The sequence below is a fragment of the Elongatibacter sediminis genome (genome assembly GCF_037892215.1).
Classification (GTDB): Bacteria; Pseudomonadota; Gammaproteobacteria; order Xanthomonadales; family SZUA-36; genus Elongatibacter; species Elongatibacter sediminis.
This window is the reverse complement of the sequence record NZ_JAZHOG010000013.1, coordinates 1-23920: the sequence shown is the minus strand read 5'-3', so window position 1 is coordinate 23920 and position 23920 is coordinate 1. Positions and strand designations below refer to the sequence as shown.

Here is a 23920-nt window from a genome sequence, read left to right as displayed (position 1 = left end):
CAGAACTACTCCTTGGCACCAAAAGCCAGATCGCCCGCATCGCCCAGCCCGGGCACGATGTAAGCCTTGCTGTTCAGATCGGGGTCCACCGCTCCCAGCCAGTAGGTGGTGTTTTCCGGCAGGTTATCGCGGGCGAAGGCCACCCCCTGCTCGCTGGCGATGGCGGCCGCCACGTGGGTGTGCCGGGGCGTGCCCAGCTTGAGCAGCGCTTTCCAGGCCAACACCATCGAAGAACCGGTCGCCAGCATGGGGTCGCACAGAATGACCAGGCGGCCGTCGATCGAGGGGCTGGACAGGTACTCGATCTCGACGTCGAATTCGTCATCGTCGTCGTGATGTTTGCGGTAGGCCGAGATAAAGGCGTTGTCCGCGTCGGCGAATGCGTTGAGCATGCCCTGGTGCAGCGGCAGACCGGCACGCAGTATCGTGGCCAGAACCGGCTGATCGCGCAGGGCCGGACAGCGGGCCGTGCCCAGTGGCGTTTCCACGTCGACCGCGACGTATTCGAGCTGCCTGCTGATTTCGTAGGCCATCATCTCACCCAGCCGGACGAGATTGTGCCGGAAGCGCAACCGGTCGCCCTGCACAGTGACGTCCCGCATTTCGGACAAGGCCAGCGCGATCAGGGAGTTGGCCTGGCCGAGGTGGTGCACTTCCCGGCTCATGAACCGACCCGGGCGACCATCAGGGTTTCGACCTTGCCGTCGGGCAGCAGCACGCCGCGCCCGGTGGAGAAACAGGTCAGCCATTCATTCATGAACGCGGGCGGATGGGGCTTGCACGGCAGTTGCGGCATGCGCCGGGCGCGCACGCTGATCGCGTTCCGTTCGCGAATGCCGTACTCACGATTGAGCAGGCTGGTTCCGGCGCTGCGCACGCCGAAGCCGTGCGCCAGCGAGGCCGGCGTCAGCCACGGCCACAGAGCGCGGCTGAAGGCGCGCAGTCGCTTCTCATCCAGATAGTGCGGGAGGTCCCACAGCAGGCACAGGTCGATGCGGGTGCCGGGGGCGAAGTGGAACAGCTCCTGAAACTGCCGCTCCCAGGTACTGCCATCCGGGAGTTTATCGAAGCGGCCGCTGGCCAGTTCGTCGTACAGGTCGAGAACCTGAATGCGCACGGAGAGGCCGGCGAAGCTATCGATGGTTTCCGGCTGTGCCCGACCGAGATCCAGCACGGTGATGCGTTCGCCTTCCGGCAGGCGCCGCCACAATTCGGGCAGCACCTTGCTGGCCTGGATGGTCGGCTGGTACTTGTCGGAGCCTGCAGCGGAACCTGCGGTCTCAGGTACCGCAACGTTCATGCAGCCCGTCCCTGGCGCGACCCGGCCGGGGAAAGCTCAGCCCCGGTGCGGCGCGCCGGCATCAACTGCTCTTGAGGGCCAGGTCCGCGGTTTTGGGGGCATCACCCGAACCGGCAGAAGCCGACGCGGACTTGGACGTTGGTGCACGTTCAACAGCCTTGACCGGTGAGGCGATTTCGCCCGGGTCCATGTCGATATTGCCTTTGAAGATGGCCCCGTCCTCCAGCACCACGCGTGGTGAGGTGACGTTTCCGCGCACGTTACCGCTGCCCGCGATGATCACTTTCTCTTCACCGGTCAGATCGCCTTCGACCTTGCCCGAAACACGAATGGTGCGACCGGTGATGTCGGCCTTCACGGACCCGGACTTGCCGATCGTCACTTCGTAGGAGGATAAAACGATGGTGCCTTTCACCTGCCCTTCGACCAGCAGATTTTCGGTGCCACTGATGGCTCCGTCGATCTCGATGCCGGGGCCGATCACGGCCACCTTGCCCGTCGTCGCCGAAGGGGTTGAAGGAGCCGGAGCGGCCGGCTCGGAGTGGTCCCGCGGAGATTCGTGCGCCTGCCTTGGCTTGCTTCCTTTGTGCTTGTCAAACATGGCAAATTCCATTTACTCGCAGCAACAGGGGTTGACATCGTATCAACGGATGCGCCGGGGAGCCAGCGTTCAGAGCCAAAAGCCCTGCCTTAAAAGAAAGCCGCAACAACTTGTTGCGGCTTCTTTTTCTGCGGCGCCAACCGCCAGGTGTGCCTGCCTTCAGGCTGCCTGGGCCGACTTGGCAGTCGCTCGTGCCGGTTTCTGGCAGCGCTTGGAAATAAGGCTGCGGGCCTGCTCGGGGGTCTTCTTCAATGCATTGGCCACTTCTTCGACCAGGAATTCGAAGGAGTGATTCAGGTGCACACGATCCGAAGCACGCAGGGTGCCTTCTTCCTCCAGCCGCGTCAGGCCCTTGTAGACCTCGGCGTAGCCATAGGGATCACCGCGGTCGAGCGCGGCCTGATTGGCATTGGCCCGGGCTTTCCACTGCTTGCTCATCCGGCCCTTCCAGGTTTCCAGATGTTCCAGCAGACGCTTGGCTTCCTTGGCATTGATGGGGTTGCGAACGGTTTCGTCCAGGTCCTGTTTGCGCAGCATCAAGGTGAGCTTGTCACGTTTGAAATACAGCTTGGCAAACGTGGCTTCCTCTTCGCCTGAAAAACTTTCCTTGCTGATGGACTGGACCCGGCCGATGCCGTGGCGGGGGTGATGAACGGTATCGCCTTTGTTGATGGTAATAAGCCTTCTCCCGACTCTAACGGATTGACCTAGAAAGGAAAATTGGCCGAGACTTTCTCTAGCCGAATCAGTATCTTACACTAAACCGGCCTGAAACTCAAGCGGGACGCGGCTTTCCGGCGTGCGCCGCCGTACGGGAACGGGGTGGATTTCGGCCGCGGCACAAAGAAAAAGGCCGCCGGACAATCCGGCGGCCTTTTGGCGCGCAAACGCGGCGGTTTCCAGAAGGGGTTTACCATCCCGTGACACCGTTACGCTTGCCGCTCCCTGCTCGCGCTGATTCGCTTACAGTTCCCCCTAAACCCTTTTTCCCCTTACCCCTTCCCCCTTTCGCCGGTTCGTCCCTACCCCTAAGGTCGACCGGCTTCGAGTACTTAAATGCAGGAACCGTGCCAGTTGTTTCAGGTTCAACCAATAAATCAGCAGGATGTCTTGAAACCCGCATGGTTGCGCGCCAAAAAAAATTTTCATGCCCGTTTCGAAATACCGGGGGGAGGCGGATTTTCCCCGGCCCGGCCCCTTTTGGGCTGACGGAATTTGTCACTCACTGCCCCGCCGGGGCCGTCAGCCGGATCAAATGCAGCCAAGGCGCCGTCCCCTCGCCTGTTCACGCCCCCGTGACGCCGGACATGGCAGGCTGCACCCTGACATCCGGCGCAAGCTTCGGGCATGATGCCGGTTGATGAGATCCAGGGACCCGACACACACGGAGACTCCAGCTCCCATGCTTTATCGCGGCGGTACGCTCAGACGCAACCTGATCCGGGTGTTCCTGCTGCAGGCCCTGGGCATCTCCCTGGCCGTGATCCTCGGCGTGTTCGGCGCCGCCAAGGTGGTCGAACGCGTCCTGGTCAACGAGGCACTGGAGGGAGAAGCGGCACATTACTGGACCCTGTACGCGGCCGACCCCGCCTACCCCCGGCCGAATACCCGCAATCTGCGCGGCTATCTGCGCCACCCGGATCATGGCGATGCCATTCCCGATTGGCTGAGCGGATTGGAGCCCGGCTTCCAGCGGGTACCGTCCGGCACCGGCGAATCCCTGGTCCACGTGAGCGAACACGGCCCCGCCCGCCTCTACCTGGTGTTCGACGAAATCGCCGTCTCGCAACTGGCGTTCTACTTCGGCGTGGCTCCCCTGAGCCTGGTGCTGCTGCTGGTCTACACCCTGACCTTCATCGGCTACCGCCTGTCGCGCCGCGCCATTTCACCGCTGGTGCGTCTGGCCGAGCAGGTCAAGGCCATCGATGCCCGTGCTCAGTCCCTGAAACAACCGGATTTCGCCGTCGAGGCCGCCGCCGACAGCGAAGTCCAGGTGCTGGCCGCGGCCCTGCACGAGTTTGTCGAGCGCATCAACGAACTGGTCAGCCGCGAGCGCAACTTCACCCGCAACGCCAGCCATGAATTGCGCACCCCGCTGGCCGTGATGCGCGCCAACCTCGACGCCATCCAGCGCCGGGCCGGCGACAACCCGAAGCTGGAGGCCCCGCTGGCCCGCATGCGGCGCACGGTCGGCGACATGGAGAAGCTGCTGGAAACCCTGCTCATCCTGGCGCGGGAAGACGAAGCGCGGCTGCCCCGCGAGCCCATGATCGTCAACGACCTGCTGCACGAACGCATCGGCCAGGTTCAGCGCGGCCTGGGCAAGGACTCGGTCGAAGTGAAACTGGAGGCCGACTGCCTGCTGCAGGTTCACGCACCGCAACGGGTGCTGGCAATCGTGTTCGACAACATCCTGCGCAACGCCATCAGCTACACCCCGGCGGGCACGGTCACGGTGCGGGTGGAACCGGGGCGCATCGTTTTCGTCGACTGTGGCCCGGGCATGGCGCCGGAACTGCTGCGGCACATTTTCGAACCGTTTCAGCGCGGTGAATCCAGCGAGCCCGGATTCGGGCTCGGCTTGGCCATCGTCAAGCGTCTGTGCGACCGCTTCGGCTGGCAGGTCGACATCGACAGCGAACCGGGCCGCGGCACCACGGTGACCGTGGTATTGCCCGACGCGGAGGTGCTGGGAAGCAGACGCGCCGTGGAATCGTCCGGCGAGGAGCCCAACCCGCCGGCCTGAAACAGCTCACCCGGGGCTTAAAACCTCACGCGTCGCCGGGCTCGGCGATCTTGAATCCGATACCCGGCAGGGTATGCAGCAGCTTGGTCTCGAACGGCCGGTCGACTTCCCGCCGCAGGTTGTACAGGTGACTGCGCAGGGTATCGCTGTCGGGCAGCAGGTCGCCCCACAACTCCTGCTCCAGGGCTTCGCGCGTGACCACCCGCGGAGACTCGCGCATCAGAATGCGCAGGATGCGCAGGCCGGTGGGCGACAGGTTGATGCGTTTGCCCGCCCGTTCCACCCGCAGGCTGCCGGTATCGAAGCACAGGTCGCCGACCCGCAGTTCGGATTCGCTGACCTCGCCGCGGCTGCGCCGCAGCAGGGCCTTGATGCGGGCGGCCAGTTCGTCCATGTCGAAGGGCTTGACCAGGTAATCGTCGGCCCCGGTATCGAAGCCCTCGACCTTGTCACTGACCTGGTCGCGGGCGGTAAGCATCAGGATGGGTGTATCCACGCGTTGTTCGCGCAGCCGCCGGCACACCTCCATGCCATCGAGTTTGGGCAGCATCAGGTCGAGTACGATCAGGTCGTAGCTCTGCGTCATCGCCAGCCCGAGGCCGGAAGCACCGTCGGCCGCGAAGTCCATTGTGTAGCCCTGGGCCTCGAGTTCATCGCCCACCGTTGCGGCGAGGTCGGCATGATCTTCAATCAGCAAAATGGTCGTGGTCACGGTTACAGCGCCCTGTTCGCGGAGAAATCTCCGGAAATCCCCATCACCCCATTGTAGATCACGCGGCCTCGCGCACATGCAGCGCGGCGCTGCGCCACCAGGCCACCAGTTGAATGACCAGCAGCGAGGCATAGGGAATGGCGCCGGCGATGGCCACCGACTTGATCACGTCGGCCGAATCGCGCGCCAGCAACCCGGCGGCCAGTACCACCGTCATACTGCCCCAGAGCAATTTGCTGCGGTTGGGCGGTTCCGGGTTGCCGTGGTGCGCCAGCATGCCCAGCACGTAGGCGGCGGAGTCGGCGCTGGTGACCAGGAACACGAACAGCAGCACGCAACTGACCCAGCCGAAGAACACGCCCGCCGCGCTGCCCATGGTGTCGAACCAGAGGAACACGGGTTCGGTGTAATCGAGCAGCACCGCCGCGGAGAGCACGCCGTCGTTGGCCCGGTCGAAGGCGGTGGCGCCGCCGCCCAGCACCGCGAACCAGATGATCGAGAACACCACCGGCACCCCGAGCACACCGAGCACGTAGGCGCGCACGGTGCGGCCACGGCTGATGCGGGCGATGAAAATGCCGACGAAGGGCGCCCAGGCGATCCACCACAACAGGTAGGTGATGGTCCAGCCTTCGGCCCAGGCCCGGCTGCCGTTCACTTCCAGCGGCGCCAGCGACCAGGCCGGCAGCATGCGCAGGTATTCCAGGCTGCCGTCCACCAGCGCGGTCCATGCCGCGTCCACTCCGGTGACCGCCAGCAACAGCACCAGCAGCACGATGGCGAGCAGGAAGTTGGTGACGCTGAGCCAGCGGATGCCGCGGCTCAGGCCCGAGCTCGCCGAGGCCAGAAAGGCCAGGGTCATCGCCACCAGGATGACCGCGTAGCTGGCCATGGACGGCAGTTCGCCCGGCGTCATCCGGTCCAGCCCGGTGTGCAGCAGGATGGTGCCGTTGGCCAGCGACCCGCCCACGCCGAACACCACCGCGCCGGTGGCCAACACGTTGGCGACGATACCGATCCAGCGCCGCGCCGGGTTCGGAATCCAGCCGCGCAGACCCACATCCAGTGCGCCCGAAGGGGTTTCCGGTGCGGCGTGCCGGTAGGCGAACCATGCCACCACCAGGCCGGCGATGGCGTAAATGGCCCAGGCATGCAGACCCCAGTGAAAATTGGTCACCGCCAGCGCCATGCGCACCCGGCCGGCCTCATCCAGGCCGGGCACCGGCGGGCTGGCGAAATGCATCAGCGGCTCGGCCACGCCCCAGAACACCAGGCCCGAGCCCATGCCGGCCGCGAACAGCATCGACACCCAGGACAGCAGCCCGAACTCGGGCGCCTCGTCCTCGGCGCCGAGGCGCAAGCGCCCCCAGGGACCCAGGATCAGCCAGAAACACAGCAGTAAAAGGCCAGTCGACAACCACAACACCGGCGTGCCGAGCACCGCCATCGACCAGGCCGTCGCGCCGCCGATCAGACGGGTGGCCTGGTCGGGAAAAATCAGCACATACAGGCCGGCCACACCGATCACGACCGCGGCGACCCCCATGGCCGTGCGTTCCAGGCGACTCATTGAACCGCTTCACCCCCCGCCACGAGTCCCGCGGGCGCCTTGAACACCTGCCCGCCCTTGATCACCACGTCGACAGCTTCCAGCACGCGGATATCGTCCAGCGGGTTGCCGGCCACCGCCACCAGGTCGGCGTACCGCCCCGGCCGGATGGCGCCGACCCGGTCGGCCCAGCCCAGCACCCGCGCGGCTTTCGAAGTGGCTGCCTGAATCGCCTCCATCGGCGTCATGCCCCATTGCACCATATAGGCGAACTGGCGCCCGTTCAGCCCGTGCGGATACACCGCCGAGTCGGACCCGAAGACGATGGTGACGCCGGCCTCGTGCGCCCGCCGGAAGTTCTGCCGCTGCATCAGCGTGGTCTCGTCGTTTTTGCGCAGAAACTCTTCCGGCCAGCCGGCGCGCCGGCCTTCGACCGCGATCCAGTCGCCGTTGTACACGTCCATCGACAACGCCACGTTGTGCCGCAGCGCCAACCGGATGCCTTCATCGTCGATCAGGGAGGCATGCTCGATGCTGTCGACGCCGCCGAGGATCGCATCCTTGATGGATTGCGCGCCGTGCGCGTGCGCGGTGACCGGAATGCCGGCCTCGTGCGCCACCGCGACCGCGGCGGCGATTTCCTCCGGGGTCATTTCCGGCGCGCCCGGCACCCCGCCGAAGGCCAGCACCGCACCCGATGCGATTAGTTTGATCACGTCCGCGCCGCCTGCAATGGCCCGGCGCGCCCGCTCGGCGAAGGCTTCCGGACCGCGCGCGACACCCAGGCGGATGTGGGCCGGGATTTCCGCTTCCGGCACACCGGGAATCAGCAGATCGCCGCCACCGCCGGGCACCGTCAGGTAAAACCCCGCGATCTGCAGCCGCGGGCCGGCCACCTCCCCGGCTTCGATGCGCTGACGCAGTTCGCGCGCCGCGAATCCGTAATAGGTGCCGACGTTGCGCGTGCTGGTAAAGCCGGCATCGAGCGTGATGCGCGCCATCTCGATGCCGGTCTGGAGCGTGGCTTCCAGGGTATGGTCGTACACCTCGCGCAAGTCCGCCGTACTGTCCGGCGTTTCCATGATGTGGGTGTGCATGTCGATCAGGCCGGGCAGGCAGGTGTACCCGCTCAGGTCCAGCCGCGGCAGCTCCGCCGCAACCTCGATGCCCTGCCCCACTTCGACGATGCGCCCGCGCTCGACCCGCACCTCGACATCGCGCAGCGGTTCGGCGGCGATGCCGTCGATCAGCACACCGCAGTGGACGATGAGTTGGCCGCTGTCCGGCTCGTACGGCGGCTGCTCGACCGGCGGTGGCGGGTTAGCCGACAACAGCAGCGGATACAGCAGGATCAGGAGGGCGAACCGTAACAATTTCATGGGGTGATGTTTCCCGGGAAGCGTCGATCGACGTACAGGAACTCCATTTTAGCCGGGTTGCGGGCGCGGTAACGGATACGTGTCAGGCGTTGCTGGTAAATCTCCGGGTGACGGCCAGGTAGTCGGCGGCCATCTCAGGCGTAAGAAGCTCGATCATGACGTTGTTCTCGATCCAGAATTCAATCACGCTGAATCCGTCTCGCGGGCACTCCACCGCTTTCCAGCCCTGAGCTTGCGCCGCTTTGAAAATCTCCTCACGGGAACGGGTGGTGGAAATGGCTGCATGGGTCGCGGTGAATTTCGAAGCTGCCGGGTTGTGCTCGAAAATGGCGTCACTCTCACCCACGCCCGGGGACATCTCGGTTCCGGCAGGATACAACTCGATGGCCGAGCCGTACTCATCGCCGAACCAGACGGTGTGGGAATTCGGGTAGGGGTCGAATCGCCCGGTGGTTCCACCGAAAAGCGCGGCCAGCACATCACAAACCTGTTTCGGGTCGTGAACGGCAATTGAATAGTGATGAATCATTCGAGGCATTCTCCCTGAAGCCGGTCGTGTAAGACAAACAGTCCGTTGTCTGCGTCAGCGTTCAATGGCTGTCAAACGCCAGGCCGGCCGTCGATGGCTACCGCCATCACCAGGTCCCGCTGCGGATCCTCGCCCACCGGGAACACGTGGTCGCCCACCACCTCGAATCCGAATTTGCGGTAAAACGCCTGCGCCCGGAAATTGTGCTCCCACACGCCAAGCCAAAACTGGTCGGCGCCGGCATCCACGGCCACTTCCCAGGCCGCCCGCATCAAGTCATGCGCCAGCCCGCGCCCGTGCCAGGCCGGGTCCACGTACAGGCGATGGAGTTCCACCGGCGTTTCCGCGGAAACACAGTCCTCGGTCGATTGCAGCCGAAGCTGCGCGAAACCCGCCAGTGTGCCCTCTTCCTCCGCCACGAACGTGACCCAACCCGGGTCGGTGATTTCACGCCGCTGAATGTCCTCGCTGAAGCTGGCCGCGCAAAACAGATCCAGATCGGAGGCTTTGGTCCCCTCGGCAAACGTCAACCGGAACGTCCGCTCCACCAGTTCGGCGAGCGGCGCGGCGTCAGCGACTGTCGCGCGGCGGATCATCGAAGGCTGCCGTCAAGGCCTGGTGCGGGCGAGATGAATGCGAAATGACATCGGTCGGGACCCAAAAAATGAACGAATAACGTGACGCGGAATCCACGTCACCTGTCATGCGGCCACTTCCACATATTCAACGGAGCTACTGGGGATGGGGATCTCCTGACCGTCGCGTCTCAGCCCTTCCAGATGAAACTTGATAGCAGCTCGAATCTCCTGCTCCGCTTCCTTGACACTGACGCCCGTCGCGACGCATCCCGGCAAGTCGGGGACGTACGCCGAGAAGTTAGATGCGGTTCTCTCAATGACTACGGCATATTTCATGACAGGATCCTACTTCCAACCAGCCTGCTTGAAGATACTACTGATCGTACCGGGGGCCAAATCATCACTTGGTTTCCCTGCCACCGTTACCAGCCCCTTCTTGTTTGGGTGCTCAAATGGTCGATGGAACCCGGGGCAGCGGATTAAGGCATCTGCTTCAATTCGCTCCTCGTTCAGGCCGCGTAACCCCCCGGGTCGATGTGTGAATGGAATGGTTTGTTATTCAGCATGCCCCGCCCCGCGCCGCGCGATCCAGACCAGAAACACAATGGCAACCGGGGCGAAAAACAGAAACAAAGGCCAGAACCAACTGAAGAACGTTTCGAATACCACAGCCCAGTTCGTGCCCGCGCCACCGCGAAATATGCCAGCCGGATTCGCAGACCAATCCAGGATCGTTGGCACCGCTGCCACCAGGAACGCCAGAAGAAACCCAATCAAAACACCTCGGACGACTGCCACCTTCTGCTTCTTCACTCGAATTTCCTTCCTGCCGTTGCCATCGAGAAGCCGCAAGCTAACGCTCGACAATGGTGACAAAACCGCCGAAGATCATGCGTTTTCCATCGAAGGGCATCTTGCCGGGACCCATCGACATAAGACATGAATTCAGCTCCTTGATCCGGGTTGATGCGACTGGACAGCGGTATCGCGCATAACGACCGGGTTCAGCATGCACCGAGCGTGGTCAGAATAGCGCCCCGAACCCACCGTATAGCATTCGTTTGGCCTCGAAGCCTGAACACGATGACTCGACTAAAGCCGTCATCCTCGGGTCGGCGGCCACCTTCTCGTTTGCCAGATCACGCGCCTCACGAGATTCGAACGCCACCCAGCCGAACACGAGGACTTCATCCTCCGTCGCGTCGACGAGTTCGATGAACGAACGCGTGCCCTCCCGCTCTAAATCGTCACCGACATATTCGCGGTAATCGAGTGCCCCATGTTCCTTCCAGATGTCCGCAGCCGCTTGCGCAAGACCCCTGTATTCGCTGAGACGAGCACGTGGAACGGGAAAGACGAATCCGTCAACGTAATGAGCCATGCCACCTCCGTCAGGAGTACCGGGTTTGTATTCACAGCCGCCTGGCGCGCAAGTCCAGCGGCCATCAGGGCGCCTGTCTTGTATGACCTTGTCGGGCGCTCAATGCACCCCGTTTTCAACGGGCCGGCTCTTCAGCCCGGGGTGCGCTGAAGGCTTTGCTGTAGAAACCCGATGGATCAAAGCAGCACACTCGCTTCTTGCCCGCGGCGAGCATCTCGCAGGCGTCCTTGATCCGTTTCGAGCGCGTTTTGTCCTGTTTGGCCGAAGTGATCCAGTGAATCCAGTCGATCCGGGCGATGGTGGTCGTGGCATCCCACGTTGCCCTGGATTCAGGCGCAGCGTTCAACGCCTTGGCGAAGTCACCGGGCACATCTGGCTCCGGTTGCTGCTCCAACGCTGCAATCTCAAACCGGGCATCCCGGCCGATCAATGCTTTGGCTGATTCAAGCTCCGACTCGTCAATACGCAGCCAATGACTTTTCTGGCCATCAGGCTCGAGCAAGGCCTCGAACCTGTGCCCGTTCATCGTCACCGCGACGGTTGTTCGCCCACGCCTGGGAAGTGTTGCACTCACCTCCCGGGGCAAGACGATGAAAGCCCACGCGTCGCCGCCTCCGGGTTCTTTCGGTCGAAGCGGCCTGGCTTGAAACTGTGACTTTGTGATTGCGTGCGACATTTCCGGTTTCAACCCTGCACCAAAGGCGCAAAACGATTGGCTCAATCAGCGCCCGACAGGGATCCGCCTTTAATGGTGGCCATGCCCATCGGTGATGATCCTCGTGGTCTGGAACGTATACATTTCCTTCACGAAACTCAAATGTAATTCGCCGCTTGCCTCTGACCGACACGAACCCGCGGCCTGACATAGCCCGTTGCGCATCAGGCGCTTGCTGACCAGACAAAACGCTCGGGCGCACAGGCGTTTGCGGCGGCGGGTAGCTCTGCGAGAGCGAAACAGGCCTTTCATGGACTTGTAAACGTACAACCTTTTGGTTGTATACTGGCGGTATGGAAACGGCCCTGGAAGACCGAACCGACGCGCTGTTTCATGCGCTGGCTGATAGAACGCGTAGAGATATATTGCGCCGCTCGCTGGTGCGCGAATACTCGATTACCGCTCTGGCCGGCTTCTACGACATGAGCTTTGCCGCGGTGCAGAAGCACGTGGCCGTACTTGAACGTGCCGGCCTACTGGTCAAGCGCCGCCGTGGTCGTGAAGCCCTCACCCATGGAAGAGTCGAAACCGTCCGATCCGCGGCAACCTTGCTGAACGAGTTGGAGGAACTCTGGCGGGGAAGAATCGGCAGGATCGACGACCTGTTGGCTCGCGACGATTAGCGCGATCGCACCGGATTAACAAACCCACGAAAGCGAAGGAATAACCATGCCTGTAAAATACGTTTCGCATGATCTGGAGACGCTGACGCTAACCATCACAGCGGAATTCGCCGCGCCTGTTCAGCGCATCTGGGATCTCTACGCCGATCCCCGGCAGCTCGAAAAAGTGTGGGGACCGCCTTCCCACCCGGCAACGTTTGTAGCGCACCGCCTGGAAGTGGGTGCCAAAACTACCTATTACATGACCAGTCCAGAGGGTGAGAAATACCATGGTTACTGGGTTCTGACTCAAATCGATGAGCCAAACGGATTTGAATTCGAAGACGGCTTCGCAGACGCCGAATTCAACCCGAACACGAACATGCCGGTATCAAAAAACGTATACCGCTTCGAGTCCATCGCATCCGGAACCCGTGCAACCTATATCAGCACGTACGCCACCCAAGAAGCCTTGGAACAGGTCCTGGCAATGGGAGTTGTTGAGGGTGCGACCTCCGCCATCAACCAGATCGACGACTTTATATCGCACTGAGGTGACACGCTCACCTATGTTTTGGGGATTGGGGTATTGACTACTTTCAAGTGATTCCCAACGTTTTAGTTAAGTGGCGAAGCGCAGCTGCGTCTGGTGAAGCCAGCTTGCTGGCGGAACGTACTTTAACTTTTTGTTATGTATGGGTTGGCTCATATAGGAAACCTGATTTCGCAGCATCAAGGCCTGCGATAACATAGAAACCTACTTGATCGAACGTTTGGCTGAGCGGATCTTTCTCGCACACTTCAACAATAACGTGGTGGTAATAGTCACCGGGCGCACTTGTATTAAAGGCCGGCCGTTCAGGGCCTAGAAAGTGGCATTGATAATCAGCTAGCCTGTCAGAAAGGGTTGAAAGTGTTATTTCATGCCCTTCACTCGCAGATTGGTCTCCTGGCCCATCTTTAACTCGGTAAATCATTGCCATTATCCATAGTTCCTCAATTTAGACTTAACGTCATAAACAAGCGGAAGCTGCGCAGCAACCGTCCGACATGGCTGTAGGCCATGCGCACTTAATTGCCTTGTTTTGTGTCGTTTTCACTACCGCTCGCCAACTCAATCACCGAGCGCTTCTTTGTCGATTTACGGAAGATAAGTACAGCAATAATCGCGATGATAGGGTGCCAGAACAGACCGATGACTATTTGAGCCGCAATTTCACGCTGCGTGAATGAATCAGATGCAGTGAAATAAACCAACAAGCCTCCCGCAATCGCCGCAGCAACACCAACGAGAACCCCGCAAAGCAAAGCAATCCAGACATTTGCGATATACCGTGCAATCGCATAAGCGCCGCCAATATCAATTAGAATCGTAAGCACTCCGAACCTCCCTCTTTATTAACCAACGTTTAAGTTAACTTGCGCCGAGCGCCAGCGAGGGAACTCTGGGCGCATAACGACCACTGCATCTGGTTGAACGACTTGTTAGGTTGCACCGCCGGATACCGCAAATATGGATGCGAGAACTAAAACCACCACAACTGCTATAAACGTTGCGATGACACCGATTAAGAAACCCTTTACAAAAGTCGTGTCGAGGATGAATGCGTAAATTGCCGAACCAACAACAACCGCAACAATGATTGCGACAGCTGGGCTGGAAGTTAACCCTCGGGTTAAACCAGATGCGACCCCTTGAAAGATTACGGCGACAAGAGCCCAACCAAACCCCGCTCGACCCGCACCCATGAGTCCTGCCGCGAACTTTACTGGCAGCACTGCGACTACAATAACAACCGCGATGACTGCAATGATTTCCAAAGTTTCTCCTTCTCGCTTTTCAATCTAACGCCGCGCTCACTGGCAATTTTTAAGCGCAGCGTAAAATTGCCCGAGTGCAGCGCTTTGTTAGACGCCACTCTCAGGATGTCTCTAATTTCGCCACCACTTTCCTAAAGTTAATTGCTGATCTAACTCTATTCAAATCCCTTATTCTTACCCTGTGGCCGCCTATCCATAGTGGATGGTGCACTAATTACGACGCACCCTTTAATGTCGCCTATCTTCAACACACCTTCCTTGAATTTAGCGTGCTCCTGCGTCGCGCGCGTGCAATCCCATAGGAAACTGACGATATGCGCATTCTTGTATTTCGTGTCGGCGCGATAAAGCGAGTCGTCTTCGGCAATCTCACCGATAATCGTCTGGAAAGATTTCTTCGTATCCTTACGGTACTTAACTTCTATGATCGTGTGCAGTGACGGAAGGTAGAGATCAATACGTGGATTCTTCTGCCCAACGGGCTGTAGATTTACTTCGTCCGCGATGTCGTTGAAGATCGGCCCGAGCAAAACATACAGAAGGTTCTGAACGTGATATTCGTTCTCTACCGGCCAATTGACGGGTTCCGCCCCTCGCGTGCGACCCGTATGCTCCCATGTCCACCGCTTGAGGCCGACGGGAATATTCTCTAAAAACCCCAGAAGATCATCGAGGCTCCAGCCCTTCGGCGGTGCGACTGCCACATCCTTATTGACTTGATCGAAGACGTAGACCATCACGGACAAGAGCGCTGCTGAAGCATCACCCTGCGCCAGCGCTCGGAACTCGTCCATGAACCGACTGATTAAGGACATGCGGCCCTGGTGATCCTCGATCCGCCGGAGCTTCCTGTAGTGAAGAAAAAGTGGCACGCACGCGCTGGCGTAGAGAGCTGACTCGTCGCTGCTGATATAGGCAGCGATGTCTTTCTCGAAGAGATTAAGGTGATCGCCGCTGGCCTGCTGCGTCAGAAATCCTGAAATCCAGTTCCCGAACTCGCGGGCGATGCGGCTATCGTTAATCTGCCCAGCTAGCCACTTCACAGCCATGACGCCGAACACGTCCGAGACCCAAGGGCGTGGAGTTAAGTCGATCTTGGCGGCTTGCCCGAGGAGGCGCGAGATATCGTGACTGGAAACGGTTTCGTCCAGAACGCCGAGGCCCGCAATCGCACACCGCTGGTACAAGGAAAGCGAGGCAAAGTCGAAGGCCGGAACACCATCATTCGACAATCCCAGATAACACAGGAAGGTGGCTTTGAAAGGGTCAGCGTACGCGCACTCGATCACCTTGCGGTGCAGATACTCGCGCAACTGGTACGCGTTCTCCTTCTCTATAGAAACCATTGGGATTGCCCGATCTTTCCGATCATCACAGAGTCGTTCCAGCCCGGAAGCTGATTGAGCCACCCGAGATTCCGCGCAATCAAGTTGGAATAGCTGATCGTCACCGGCATCGGATTAGGAAAGTAGCTGCGCCAGGAATGGGATGCGAAGCTGTAAAGCTGAGCGCTCAGATACTTGATATCCTTAAAGGTCGAGTCCTTATGGACATCAAGGATCACTCCACGCGGATGCCCGTCGGTGTTCTGCCGTAACTCGCGCTGACCGATCAGATAAATCAGCATTTCATGCTTGGAAAGCTTAAACGTCTTGCCGCGCTTTGGCGCGAGCTTTCCTTTCTGTTCTTCGGCGGTCGCAGAGTCAAACATATGCAGCCCATGATCTTCCGAGATTTTCAGGAACGCATACTCGACCTGATATTCGCGGTACCTGTCGATCACTGCGCGAACGGCCGCGATCTCATCCTTATTGAACTTCTTAACTTGCGCATGAAAGATCAGACGGATCGTGTCACCTTTCTGCCAGTTCATACGTTTTTGAATCTTCTCGATGGTTTCACCGAGCACCCAAGTCAAAGCCTCGCAATAGGCATCTGGCATGACGGCCTTGGACGTATTCGAGACAATGTAACTCCCGTCGCCGGAGAAGACGGTCGTGATGCCCATTATCCGCTGATTATCCTTTCCGCGCTCCTGCCCGATATTCGCACTGCCAATGCCGATAACGAGTTCATGGGAAAGCGTCGGCGAGCATTTGAGCAACCAAGGAACGCCCCCCATCTTTGCGTAGCAGGCCAGCGCCATGTTGTTGAGCGAGTAGCCGAGCGAGGAATCGGACTGCGCCAAAAGTTCGATGGTGAAGTCCTGCACTGGAACCTGATGCAGGAAGAACAGGCTCTTACCCAGATAGTACGGATTCTCCGTCACCTTAAGCTTCTTGAAGGACTGCCGGACCTGCACGAGGGCCAAGTCCCATCGTCCGCCGTCATCCGCCTTCTTCCGAATCGCAGCCTCGATGGCGCTCTTATATGCCTCCGCGCTTTCGCTGGTTGTGGTGAATAACTCCACGCAGCTTGTTCCGAGCGCGAACTTGCCTTCGAGGCCGTTTCTGAAGTACTTGCTTTTCGAGATACCCTTGAGGAGTTTGCGGACAAACTGTTCGACGCGGCCCTTGTCGTGCTGACCGCATATCACGCAGATCGACGGATCGTTGCGATCGAATGTGCGCTTCGTATAGGGGCCGCTCTGCGTCAGTCCCTTTTCGGCCCAATCCGCTTCTCCGTTGTCATTGAAAACAAATACGGGTTTCTGCATTTGCCCGGAATCCTTCTGGATATCGAGCGCGTCCTGAATCTCAATTCGTGTTCCATCGATTAGCGGGATAGTCTTTGACTGGATGTACTTCTTGAGCGTATCGATGCGAGCCGTCTTATTCTCGCCTCCATTAAATGTGGAAACTGTCTGTCGGATACGTTCGACAATGGCGTCCTTCTGCGCACCGTGCGTATGCAGAATGTAGTCATCAAAGTTTTTCCGACTCGCTTCAAGATAAACGCCCTTTGCATCCACCTGTACAACCTGACCGTCAGTCCGCGTGACGTGCAACGTCTCGCCTTTGATCGCGCTTACCGAGCCCAAGAGCCTTCTGTAGCCATCCTCCTGTTCGGTGACCATATAGCGGCCCATGGGATCGAACCCGTCATTTAGAAAAAACAAGCCGTTCTCTTTAAGAATCCGGCGTGTTGAGCAATCAATAACAAGGCACGGATGGCCCTGCACATAGCGAGTGTTGATTGTATATTTGACGCAGACCTTAAACGGATAGTCGTCGCCCAGAATCGGTGAAAGGAGATTGTCTTGAGGTCTGGCGCTGACCAGCTCGATAGGGTTGAAGCCGGAGGGATTGCGTCCCAGCCCTGCAAAGTGCCGTGTCAGCCCGTCCTTCACCAGCGAGCAGAAGATGCCGAAATTCTCATTGGGCACAATGGTTTGGGACGTGCCGGAGACGGGGAAAGTGCCGTCTACTGAAAAGATCAGAATATTTTCGCGCTGCCGACGGAAGAAGTGCGTCGATCCGTGTTTCGCACGAAGACCATACAGCGTCTCCTTGTCATAGGGAACTCGGAGAGCTTTAAGCTCCACGTCGGGAATTTTGAGTGGAAAAGCATTCAGAAAAACTGGCAAAAATCGATCCTTTCTTTAGTTAACACTCATACCATTTTGGGCGTTTAACGCCAGCCGTAACCGGCGCATTTGTAGTGAGTGCAGGGAACGAAAAATGCGTCCGAGTTAACGGCCTTGTTAGATTTATTCCGCACTCTGAAAATCACCCCCAACCATTTCGCTATTGATTTTCAGGATTTCTTCTTGAATAGAATCCAGTAAATCCACAACGGCTTTGGCTTCCTCTTCCTCGATTAAGTAAACGATGAACGCTCTAACGGCACCCAAAACCTGTACTGGAGTCATTACAAATTGATTTGGGTGTGTTCGGCAATCGTGGTCTCTAAGTGAAAATTCACCATCATCATTAACTTCAAGATAGTGCAGCAGTAAGCTTGGCCATGTTCCATGCACATGATGAGAGCCTAGACGTTGTGCAACTACGTACATTAGACGCTCATGACCTAAATCACGCAACATCGCTGAGACATCGGGTAATTTTTTAGCTTCAGTAATCTCTTCGCGGCTCAACCCGGCGGCATCTATATGGCGATCAATAGATGAAAGCATTCGCTTTTCTATATTCAGTACTTCGCCACCCACTCGTTCAGTGATGTTTCCAGCTATTTCTTTTTCGAGTTCAATTTCCGTTTTTAGACCACCCGCCAAATATCTCTGAAAACTTTCGTCATTTCCTTTATGGCACAGCCAATTAACCTTTAACGAAGACTCAAAAATACACCTATCCAAAAGTGCTGTGGTTTCGCCAAATCGTCCATTATGGGACAGAGCTACGTTTGACAGCATCAACCTTGCACAGCGGTTCAGTAGCCCAGTGAGGATTGCAAAGTGTATTGGTGGAATCTCCTTAGCTGCTGGCGACTGCCTCTGCAATTGGGCAAAGAAAATGCAGATATGACCTACAAACTTGTACCACTCAAAAAGTACAGGCATGAAGTCACCGCTTTCCCGACATTTTTGCATTTCCTCATCAGAAAATTGAGGAGGATCTGGTAACTGTGCTGTCTCGCTCATAGTTTTAAAGATCTAACTCCTGAGTTCAACGGCATTTGACGCGACGGACGCTTTGCGGAAGCAAAGCGGCTGGCGAGTCAAATGTCCGCTGCAACGACTTGTTATGTTTCGTCACGCCGATTCTTGAATCTGCCGAATTTCAGCTGCAAAAGATCGGAAGTGCTCGAAATCCTGGGCTGACCCATTGGAAACCATATGTTTAGCAAACTCGCCCTTGCATTCCGGATCAAACTGCTGAATCTCCCGGCCATCCGCTTTCTTGATCGTTTGCAAGAATCCTTCGAAGCACTCCTGCGGGAATGCATTCTCGATACCTTTCGATACCAGCGTATTTCTGGGATTGTGGGGAACTACGAAAGGATAGGTATTGTTGGAAGGCGTGAAACCAGGGTTAGCGTCACAATCCCATATAACCGCGACCTTTCCTTGGTGATCAGTTCGAGACAGGAATTGAAAAATCGTATTGAGTTGATTCTTTCCAGTTCGATCCTCTAGGCCGGACAAGATGTGTACGCCGCGAATACCAAAAAGTTCTAGCGCCTTCTCAAGGATCAGGGTGTTGTGGCCTTCGGTAATTAAAGTGACCTGCCCAGGCAAGATCTCATCAGCGATCTTTAGCCCTTGGTCGAGGGTAACGAAGCCTTGAGTAAGGACGCTCAGCGCATCGCCCTTACTGGTTTTCCGAAGTCGGTCGTGACCCGATTGCATCATGAGGAAAATCGAATCCTCTGGCGAGAGTGCAATCGTAGTTGGCGAATGTGTGACAAGAATTACGTGCGTACCCTGCCCCAGAAAAATGCCTTCGATTGCCTTAAGCATGTTTCTCATCATTGATGGATGAAGTGACGCATCGACTTCATCCAACAATATCAGTTCAGGGAAGTATCCATCAGAATCCGCCTTGTAGATCGAAGCAACCAGCGCCATGAGAATGCGTTCTCCGGACGAAAGCGAATCAAAGTCAATTTCTATATCAGGCTTATCCGTATGCTCAAGACGAAGCTGAAACTTTTCATACAGCTCAAGCCCTTCGGGATTTGAAACCTCGTAGTTCAATGTATCAAAATCGGCGAGAATCTTGTTCACCACGCCCCAAGGCTTTGGCCCGTACTCAGAAACGAACTGCTCATTCGTTAATGTTTTTCGGCCTTTTCCATCTAGCTGATTCTTATATATTTTATAATTATTAGTCTCCAAACGAATGAAATAGTCCCAAAACGCCCGCCCCAGTTGCGTCGGCAAGAAATCGTTCTTGAAATTGATTGGGCGAAAGTTTTCAAAAAACTTCCTTTTCTCCAATTTTCTCAAACTGTAAGGTATCGTCCGTGCGATCCAGTAAATGCCTTGAGCTTGATGATGAGCTTTGTGCTTGTCGAGGCCAAAAAACTTACTCAGGGCCTTGCGGTAAGCAGCAACAGGCGTGGCCTCGAGATCCCAAAGAGGCATTTCCGACGCCACACATGCCGATTCGAAACGCTGGTATTCGTTACCCAAATGAGCATGCCACCTATCCAAGCTGGGCCGGACATTCTTCTCAAACCATTGCCAAGCACCTTCACGCTCGGATTCTAGTTGGTGCGCTGTAATTGCGGGTTCCTTTTCAAGTCGAAAACTTCCGGCATCAAAATGGACAATTCGCTCAATTTTCTCGTCTGCTTCGACAAGCAAGTGGCCATCGCGAATGGCTTCAAGCAGGTGCGTCTTCCCAGCGCCGTTGACGCCAGTTAAAACGGTAAACGGCGGAAGGTCGACAGCAGCAAGCGTGTCGAGCGACCTGTACGAAGCATGAAGGCTGAGTTTCATGGGCTCAATTTTCCTATTTGCTCATCTAGAAACATAACGTTTGAGTTAAGCCGCGCAGCGGAGCTGCGTCCGGTGGAGGCCGCAGGGCGGAACGACCTTGAACGCTTTGTTATGAGAATTGCCCCGTTTCACGACCCAATTGAGCATAGCCCACCAGCGAAAACGAGTACTCCAGCTGCAACGAAAGCAAATAGCGAGGCCCACATTAGAATCGTACTTCGCATGCACAGACAGGGCTCGCGAAACTCATACTTGAAATAGACACACGGGTCGGGGTGTCCCACCGGAGACTCAGCCCGGGCCTCCTCATAAAGTTCGGAGCACTTCCTCCGCAATCTATTGTGCGCGAGGGCAAAAACTAGACCGAATTGAAGCACGAGGAGCCCGTACAGCACGGCCTTCGCCAGGGCTTCAAATTGCTCTTTGTCGAGAACAAACGGCAAGAATGTGAGCAAGGCTAAGGAACCACCACCATTTACAAGAAGCAGACCTCTTACATTTTCAGAGTCAATTCGTGATCGAATATCCTTATCGTCCGACATTTCTGAGATTCACATCACGTGTTAGTTAAGCGGTGCATCCGCCGCCGAAGGCGCGAACTTGAGCGCTTTGTTATATTTTCTCACCGTACTGCTCCGCAATCCGTTCTATATAGGCAGTTTCCTTCTTTGAAAATGGCCCGAACTCAAATGCACCCGTTGACTCACTACGTAACCGTGAAAAATGTCCGGAAGCGCAATGTGGTGCCGCAAGTTCAATTAGATCAGCGCGACAAATATCAGGGTCAGACGATCCAAGCCCACCAAATTGAGATTGCGCATCTTGGCTGAAGCCAAGAGCTGGAGCTTTCTCTGGTCCGTCAAGATAACAGGCCTGAAATGGCAAAGCCTCCTCCGTTTTTGACACCGATAGCACTAGGTACCCAACGTTCTGGCATTGTCGGACTTCGACCGTATAGCCTGAAACCGGGGAATCTACTATTGCATCAATGTAGTCGTGCAACTGCTTCTCACTAACCGTGTCGTAACCATCAGTATGAGCAAGCGCCCCAGCCAGGAAGGGAAGAGTGATGCCAGTTGTTCCCATGCCCTCAGGCACCCAGCGGTCGATGAAACGAAACCAAAGGGGTCTATTCATTCGGGTGTTTCCTTAATAAATATAACGTCTTAGTTAAGCGGCGCGTGCGCAGCACGCGTCTGGTGGAGCCAGCTTGCTGGCGGAACGTACTTAAACGCTTTGTTATGAGACACCTGGCTATTCAATCGGAGCATCATTCCTCGCAACTGAATTTTGGATGAACTCTGCGACAGACTCGACCGAGTAACGACGACTTTCCAATATCTTGTCAGGTGGGCAAATATAATCGATAAAAACGGCCATCGTGTTTTCATTGCCAGGGTAGTAGCCGCTACCTATCGGGCTCTCTGGCCCATTTGATATCTGAGCCATGTAGAACGTTAACTCATTACCATTTCCGTCAGGCAAATAATTTCCGCTTCGGCGTGGATAGCAGTTTTCATTAACTACCCTAGGGCCGACAATACTCACTTGAGTTGCTTCTGATGAGATTTCGAAAGTTACAGAAAACCCTAAGCTTTTGGCATTATCCGGGTTTAATCTCTCAACTGTTATCGGTCCACTGGCATAAACCAGCCCTGACAGAAATAGTGCAATAACAATTGTAGAACGCCTCATGCTTGATTACTCATATCGCCTGAGCTCAGGTGCGTTTGAGGCGACGCCCGCTTTTGCGGCAGCAAAAGTGGGTGGCGGGTCAAACGTCACCTGCAGCGATTTGTTAGCCGTCTTTTCTCTTGTCTGGATCATAGGCCATCCTCTCCTCTGACCAACGCTCATCAAGTTCAATGAGCAAGCCGTCAGCGAACGGGGCAGAATCGGTTTCAATCTGGTTAGAAGCAGGCTGACTTCGATCGCGAACTGCCGCAAAAGTCATTTGGTTGTCACCTTCCAAAAACTGCCGCAGCTCAGAGCTCAAACCAATAGTAACGCCGACCTCATCTATCTTTGCCAAATCGTACTCGCGCCCCCTGCGATTTTCCCGGCGTGCCGGTGACCGAGTGGCTTCCAATGGGAATGAGTAGTACTGCCGTATCGCAGCATCTTCATTCAGCGAGACGTCTATTGGCTCCTCGTCCATATCTTCTGGATCCGAGATGGAAAAGCAGAGGTTTGGCGAGAAATGAGCTTGAACTGCTACCCGGACATTTGGAAGAGACCCATTAATTCGCCGCAATCGGCGGGTCTGCTGTTTTGCCTTTGACATTGCGTCAGCGCTGAAGGCGTTTGAACGTCCCTTTGCTTCTGCGACGGTCCAGCGACCCATTCGATCAATGCCAATTAGGTCTGGTTGAGAGCGGCCTCGCAATGCAGCTGCGCCCCCTGCGGCCTGGAACATGGAAAGGTGCAGCAACCAAGGTGTATCAAGAAGGCGGGCACAAAGAACTTTTGCTGCCACCATTCCCATGAAGTACGAAGCTGCACCCTTTTCTGTCGGGTCCAAATCTTGGTACAGAGTGCTCTTCTGAAACCGGTTGGAGCCTTGGCGCAAGTTGGCGTAAACCGTGTGTGACCGGACTATCACGTCACTAATGGAGTGCCAGCCGTGAGTAAGCAAATGAGCAATGCCTGGCTTCCCCACAGTGATTGCCGCCCAGACCAACTCTTGCCAAGAGATGGAAAGATCATGACGGCCAGCTAGTTGTGTACCCCAGTGGCTCCCAAAATCCGACGCTTCGTATTGAATCAATGGCATGAGAGACGGCTAACGTCGGAATTAAGCGGCGCCCATTAGGGCGTCTTCTTTAATGAATAGTTAGGCGATTCCAAGGCGAAACTTCTCCGCCAGGGGTAGAAGAACTTTTATTGGGTCTTTACCCTCGGCAATTGCCCTGACTGCGCTTCCAAACATGTGCACCCACGGCTGCGCTTCTGGATTGTGAGGTGCTGCAACGACCAACCTGAACATGCTTTCACCGTCTGCGTACTTCGCCAAGTATAATTTCAGCCCTCTGACTGTTGTTTTCACGTCCAAGCCTTGGAGTTGTCCAAGGCTGTCTGTAACGCCCCAAAGTATTCCACACATGGCCAAATGGTTCTGCGGTGGTGCTTTCGTACCGGACAGCATTCCATCCATAGCCTGAATCTCTATCCATCTGACCATGAAAGCATCGATAGCTTTGGCGAGTCTCTTGTGTTTTCCAAAACTCAGCATTTGGAGTCCAGTCGCTACAGCCTAACGATTTAGCTAAGCGGTGCCTGCGTAGCAGGCGTCCGAGTGAGCGCAGCGAACGCCTTTAGCGGCTTGTTATTTGTCGCGGAAGAATGCCTGGCAATAGTGTTCATCTGAGCTCCTGCAATGACTCTGGCTCGATCCTGGCTGTGCTGCCTCGGCGGTCACCGTAGAAATTTAGCTCTGATACCCCTTAGTGATCGCATCGCGCACATTCTCTCAGCGAAAATTCCCGCGGGAACGCTTGGACCACGTTTCCGCGGAAACTTCTGCGCCAGACTCCGGGCCAAGCGACACGTTGGCAATGCCCATTTTAATTTTGGTTGGCGCAGTACAAATAACGTTGGAATTAAGCGGCGCCGTTTACGGCGTCCGTCTTTAATGACTTGTTAGGCATTTCTTGCCTCCCTGTAT

General features: G+C 56.9%; 28 protein-coding genes. 3 read left to right on the top strand and 25 right to left on the bottom strand.

Annotated elements, in window-relative coordinates:
• Nucleotides 1-5: 5 nt before the first annotated feature.
• The 4 genes from upp to V3330_RS16925 all read right to left on the bottom strand — a co-directional run bounded on the left by upp (nt 6) and on the right by V3330_RS16925 (nt 2573).
• A complete protein-coding gene (gene upp, locus V3330_RS16940; protein ID WP_354696632.1) occupies nt 6-665 on the bottom strand; it encodes a uracil phosphoribosyltransferase in 660 nt (219 codons plus the stop codon).
• Entirely contained in the window at nt 662-1300 is a 639-nt protein-coding gene (locus V3330_RS16935; protein ID WP_354696631.1) for a hypothetical protein, read from the bottom strand. The genes upp and V3330_RS16935 overlap by 4 nt, the downstream gene beginning before the upstream one ends.
• 61 nt (nt 1301-1361) lie before the next feature.
• On the bottom strand, nt 1362-1901 hold the full coding sequence (locus V3330_RS16930; RefSeq protein ID WP_354696630.1) for a bactofilin family protein: 540 nt from the start codon (nt 1899-1901) through the stop codon (nt 1362-1364).
• Between the two features lie 159 nt (nt 1902-2060).
• Nucleotides 2061-2573 carry a CarD family transcriptional regulator gene (locus V3330_RS16925; RefSeq protein ID WP_354696729.1) on the bottom strand — a complete coding sequence of 171 codons (513 nt, stop codon included), beginning with the start codon at nt 2571-2573 and terminating at the stop codon, nt 2061-2063.
• A gap of 730 nt (nt 2574-3303) precedes the next feature.
• On the opposite strand from V3330_RS16925, the gene V3330_RS16920 reads away from it, so the two are divergent.
• A complete protein-coding gene (locus tag V3330_RS16920) occupies nt 3304-4647 on the top strand; it encodes a sensor histidine kinase (protein WP_354696629.1) in 1344 nt (447 codons plus the stop codon).
• A gap of 25 nt (nt 4648-4672) precedes the next feature.
• On the opposite strand, the gene V3330_RS16915 is transcribed toward V3330_RS16920, so the two are convergent.
• From V3330_RS16915 to V3330_RS16870, 10 genes are all read right to left on the bottom strand, one after another.
• Nucleotides 4673-5359: a response regulator transcription factor gene (locus V3330_RS16915; protein ID WP_354696628.1), complete on the bottom strand. Its 687-nt coding sequence runs from the start codon at nt 5357-5359 to the stop codon at nt 4673-4675.
• A 58-nt stretch (nt 5360-5417) separates the two neighbouring features.
• Nucleotides 5418-6929 (bottom strand): BCCT family transporter, encoded by a 1512-nt coding sequence (locus V3330_RS16910; RefSeq protein ID WP_354696627.1) that lies wholly within the window; start codon nt 6927-6929, stop codon nt 5418-5420.
• On the bottom strand, nt 6926-8287 hold the full coding sequence (locus V3330_RS16905) for a metal-dependent hydrolase family protein (protein ID WP_354696626.1): 1362 nt from the start codon (nt 8285-8287) through the stop codon (nt 6926-6928). The genes V3330_RS16910 and V3330_RS16905 overlap by 4 nt, the downstream gene beginning before the upstream one ends.
• 82 nt (nt 8288-8369) lie before the next feature.
• Nucleotides 8370-8816 carry a hypothetical protein gene (locus V3330_RS16900; RefSeq protein ID WP_354696625.1) on the bottom strand — a complete coding sequence of 149 codons (447 nt, stop codon included), beginning with the start codon at nt 8814-8816 and terminating at the stop codon, nt 8370-8372.
• A gap of 71 nt (nt 8817-8887) precedes the next feature.
• Entirely contained in the window at nt 8888-9412 is a 525-nt protein-coding gene (locus V3330_RS16895) for a GNAT family N-acetyltransferase (protein WP_354696624.1), read from the bottom strand.
• Between the two features lie 105 nt (nt 9413-9517).
• A complete protein-coding gene (locus tag V3330_RS16890; RefSeq protein ID WP_354696623.1) occupies nt 9518-9730 on the bottom strand; it encodes a type II toxin-antitoxin system HicB family antitoxin in 213 nt (70 codons plus the stop codon).
• 9 nt (nt 9731-9739) lie between these two features.
• Nucleotides 9740-9874: a type II toxin-antitoxin system HicA family toxin gene (locus V3330_RS16885; RefSeq protein WP_435791840.1), complete on the bottom strand. Its 135-nt coding sequence runs from the start codon at nt 9872-9874 to the stop codon at nt 9740-9742.
• A 75-nt stretch (nt 9875-9949) separates the two neighbouring features.
• Nucleotides 9950-10207 carry a hypothetical protein gene (locus tag V3330_RS16880; RefSeq protein WP_354696622.1) on the bottom strand — a complete coding sequence of 86 codons (258 nt, stop codon included), beginning with the start codon at nt 10205-10207 and terminating at the stop codon, nt 9950-9952.
• 211 nt (nt 10208-10418) lie between these two features.
• A complete protein-coding gene (locus V3330_RS16875; protein WP_354696621.1) occupies nt 10419-10775 on the bottom strand; it encodes a DUF1428 domain-containing protein in 357 nt (118 codons plus the stop codon).
• A gap of 115 nt (nt 10776-10890) precedes the next feature.
• The gene (locus V3330_RS16870; RefSeq protein WP_354696620.1) at nt 10891-11451 is read right to left on the bottom strand and encodes a YdeI/OmpD-associated family protein; all 561 of its coding nucleotides are present in this window, start codon (nt 11449-11451) and stop codon (nt 10891-10893) included.
• 332 nt (nt 11452-11783) lie between these two features.
• Between V3330_RS16870 and V3330_RS16865 the strand changes: the two genes are divergently transcribed.
• The gene (locus V3330_RS16865; protein WP_354696619.1) at nt 11784-12113 is read left to right on the top strand and encodes an ArsR/SmtB family transcription factor; all 330 of its coding nucleotides are present in this window, start codon (nt 11784-11786) and stop codon (nt 12111-12113) included.
• Between the two features lie 46 nt (nt 12114-12159).
• A complete protein-coding gene (locus V3330_RS16860) occupies nt 12160-12645 on the top strand; it encodes an SRPBCC family protein (protein WP_354696618.1) in 486 nt (161 codons plus the stop codon).
• Nucleotides 12646-12781: 136 nt separating this feature from the next.
• On the opposite strand, the gene V3330_RS16855 is transcribed toward V3330_RS16860, so the two are convergent.
• From V3330_RS16855 to V3330_RS16805, 11 genes are all read right to left on the bottom strand, one after another.
• Complete coding sequence (locus V3330_RS16855; protein ID WP_354696617.1) at nt 12782-13075, bottom strand: hypothetical protein; 294 nt, start codon at nt 13073-13075, stop codon at nt 12782-12784.
• A gap of 88 nt (nt 13076-13163) precedes the next feature.
• A complete protein-coding gene (locus V3330_RS16850; protein WP_354696616.1) occupies nt 13164-13472 on the bottom strand; it encodes a hypothetical protein in 309 nt (102 codons plus the stop codon).
• Between the two features lie 105 nt (nt 13473-13577).
• Nucleotides 13578-13913: a hypothetical protein gene (locus V3330_RS16845; protein ID WP_354696615.1), complete on the bottom strand. Its 336-nt coding sequence runs from the start codon at nt 13911-13913 to the stop codon at nt 13578-13580.
• A 155-nt stretch (nt 13914-14068) separates the two neighbouring features.
• Nucleotides 14069-15226 carry a PD-(D/E)XK nuclease domain-containing protein gene (locus V3330_RS16840; RefSeq protein WP_354696614.1) on the bottom strand — a complete coding sequence of 386 codons (1158 nt, stop codon included), beginning with the start codon at nt 15224-15226 and terminating at the stop codon, nt 14069-14071.
• Nucleotides 15227-15246: 20 nt separating this feature from the next.
• Nucleotides 15247-17439, bottom strand: coding sequence for a Piwi domain-containing protein (locus V3330_RS16835; RefSeq protein WP_354696613.1), 2193 nt, complete (start codon nt 17437-17439; stop codon nt 15247-15249).
• A 123-nt stretch (nt 17440-17562) separates the two neighbouring features.
• The gene (locus V3330_RS16830) at nt 17563-18453 is read right to left on the bottom strand and encodes a DUF5677 domain-containing protein (RefSeq protein ID WP_354696612.1); all 891 of its coding nucleotides are present in this window, start codon (nt 18451-18453) and stop codon (nt 17563-17565) included.
• A gap of 111 nt (nt 18454-18564) precedes the next feature.
• Complete coding sequence (locus V3330_RS16825; protein ID WP_354696611.1) at nt 18565-20256, bottom strand: AAA family ATPase; 1692 nt, start codon at nt 20254-20256, stop codon at nt 18565-18567.
• Between the two features lie 612 nt (nt 20257-20868).
• Nucleotides 20869-21393 carry a hypothetical protein gene (locus V3330_RS16820; protein WP_354696610.1) on the bottom strand — a complete coding sequence of 175 codons (525 nt, stop codon included), beginning with the start codon at nt 21391-21393 and terminating at the stop codon, nt 20869-20871.
• 117 nt (nt 21394-21510) lie between these two features.
• Nucleotides 21511-21951, bottom strand: a complete 441-nt coding sequence (locus V3330_RS16815) for a hypothetical protein (RefSeq protein WP_354696609.1) — start codon at nt 21949-21951, stop codon at nt 21511-21513.
• Nucleotides 21952-22054: 103 nt separating this feature from the next.
• Nucleotides 22055-23029: a hypothetical protein gene (locus tag V3330_RS16810; RefSeq protein ID WP_354696608.1), complete on the bottom strand. Its 975-nt coding sequence runs from the start codon at nt 23027-23029 to the stop codon at nt 22055-22057.
• Nucleotides 23030-23089: 60 nt separating this feature from the next.
• On the bottom strand, nt 23090-23488 hold the full coding sequence (locus V3330_RS16805; protein ID WP_354696607.1) for a hypothetical protein: 399 nt from the start codon (nt 23486-23488) through the stop codon (nt 23090-23092).
• Nucleotides 23489-23920: the final 432 nt, after the last annotated feature.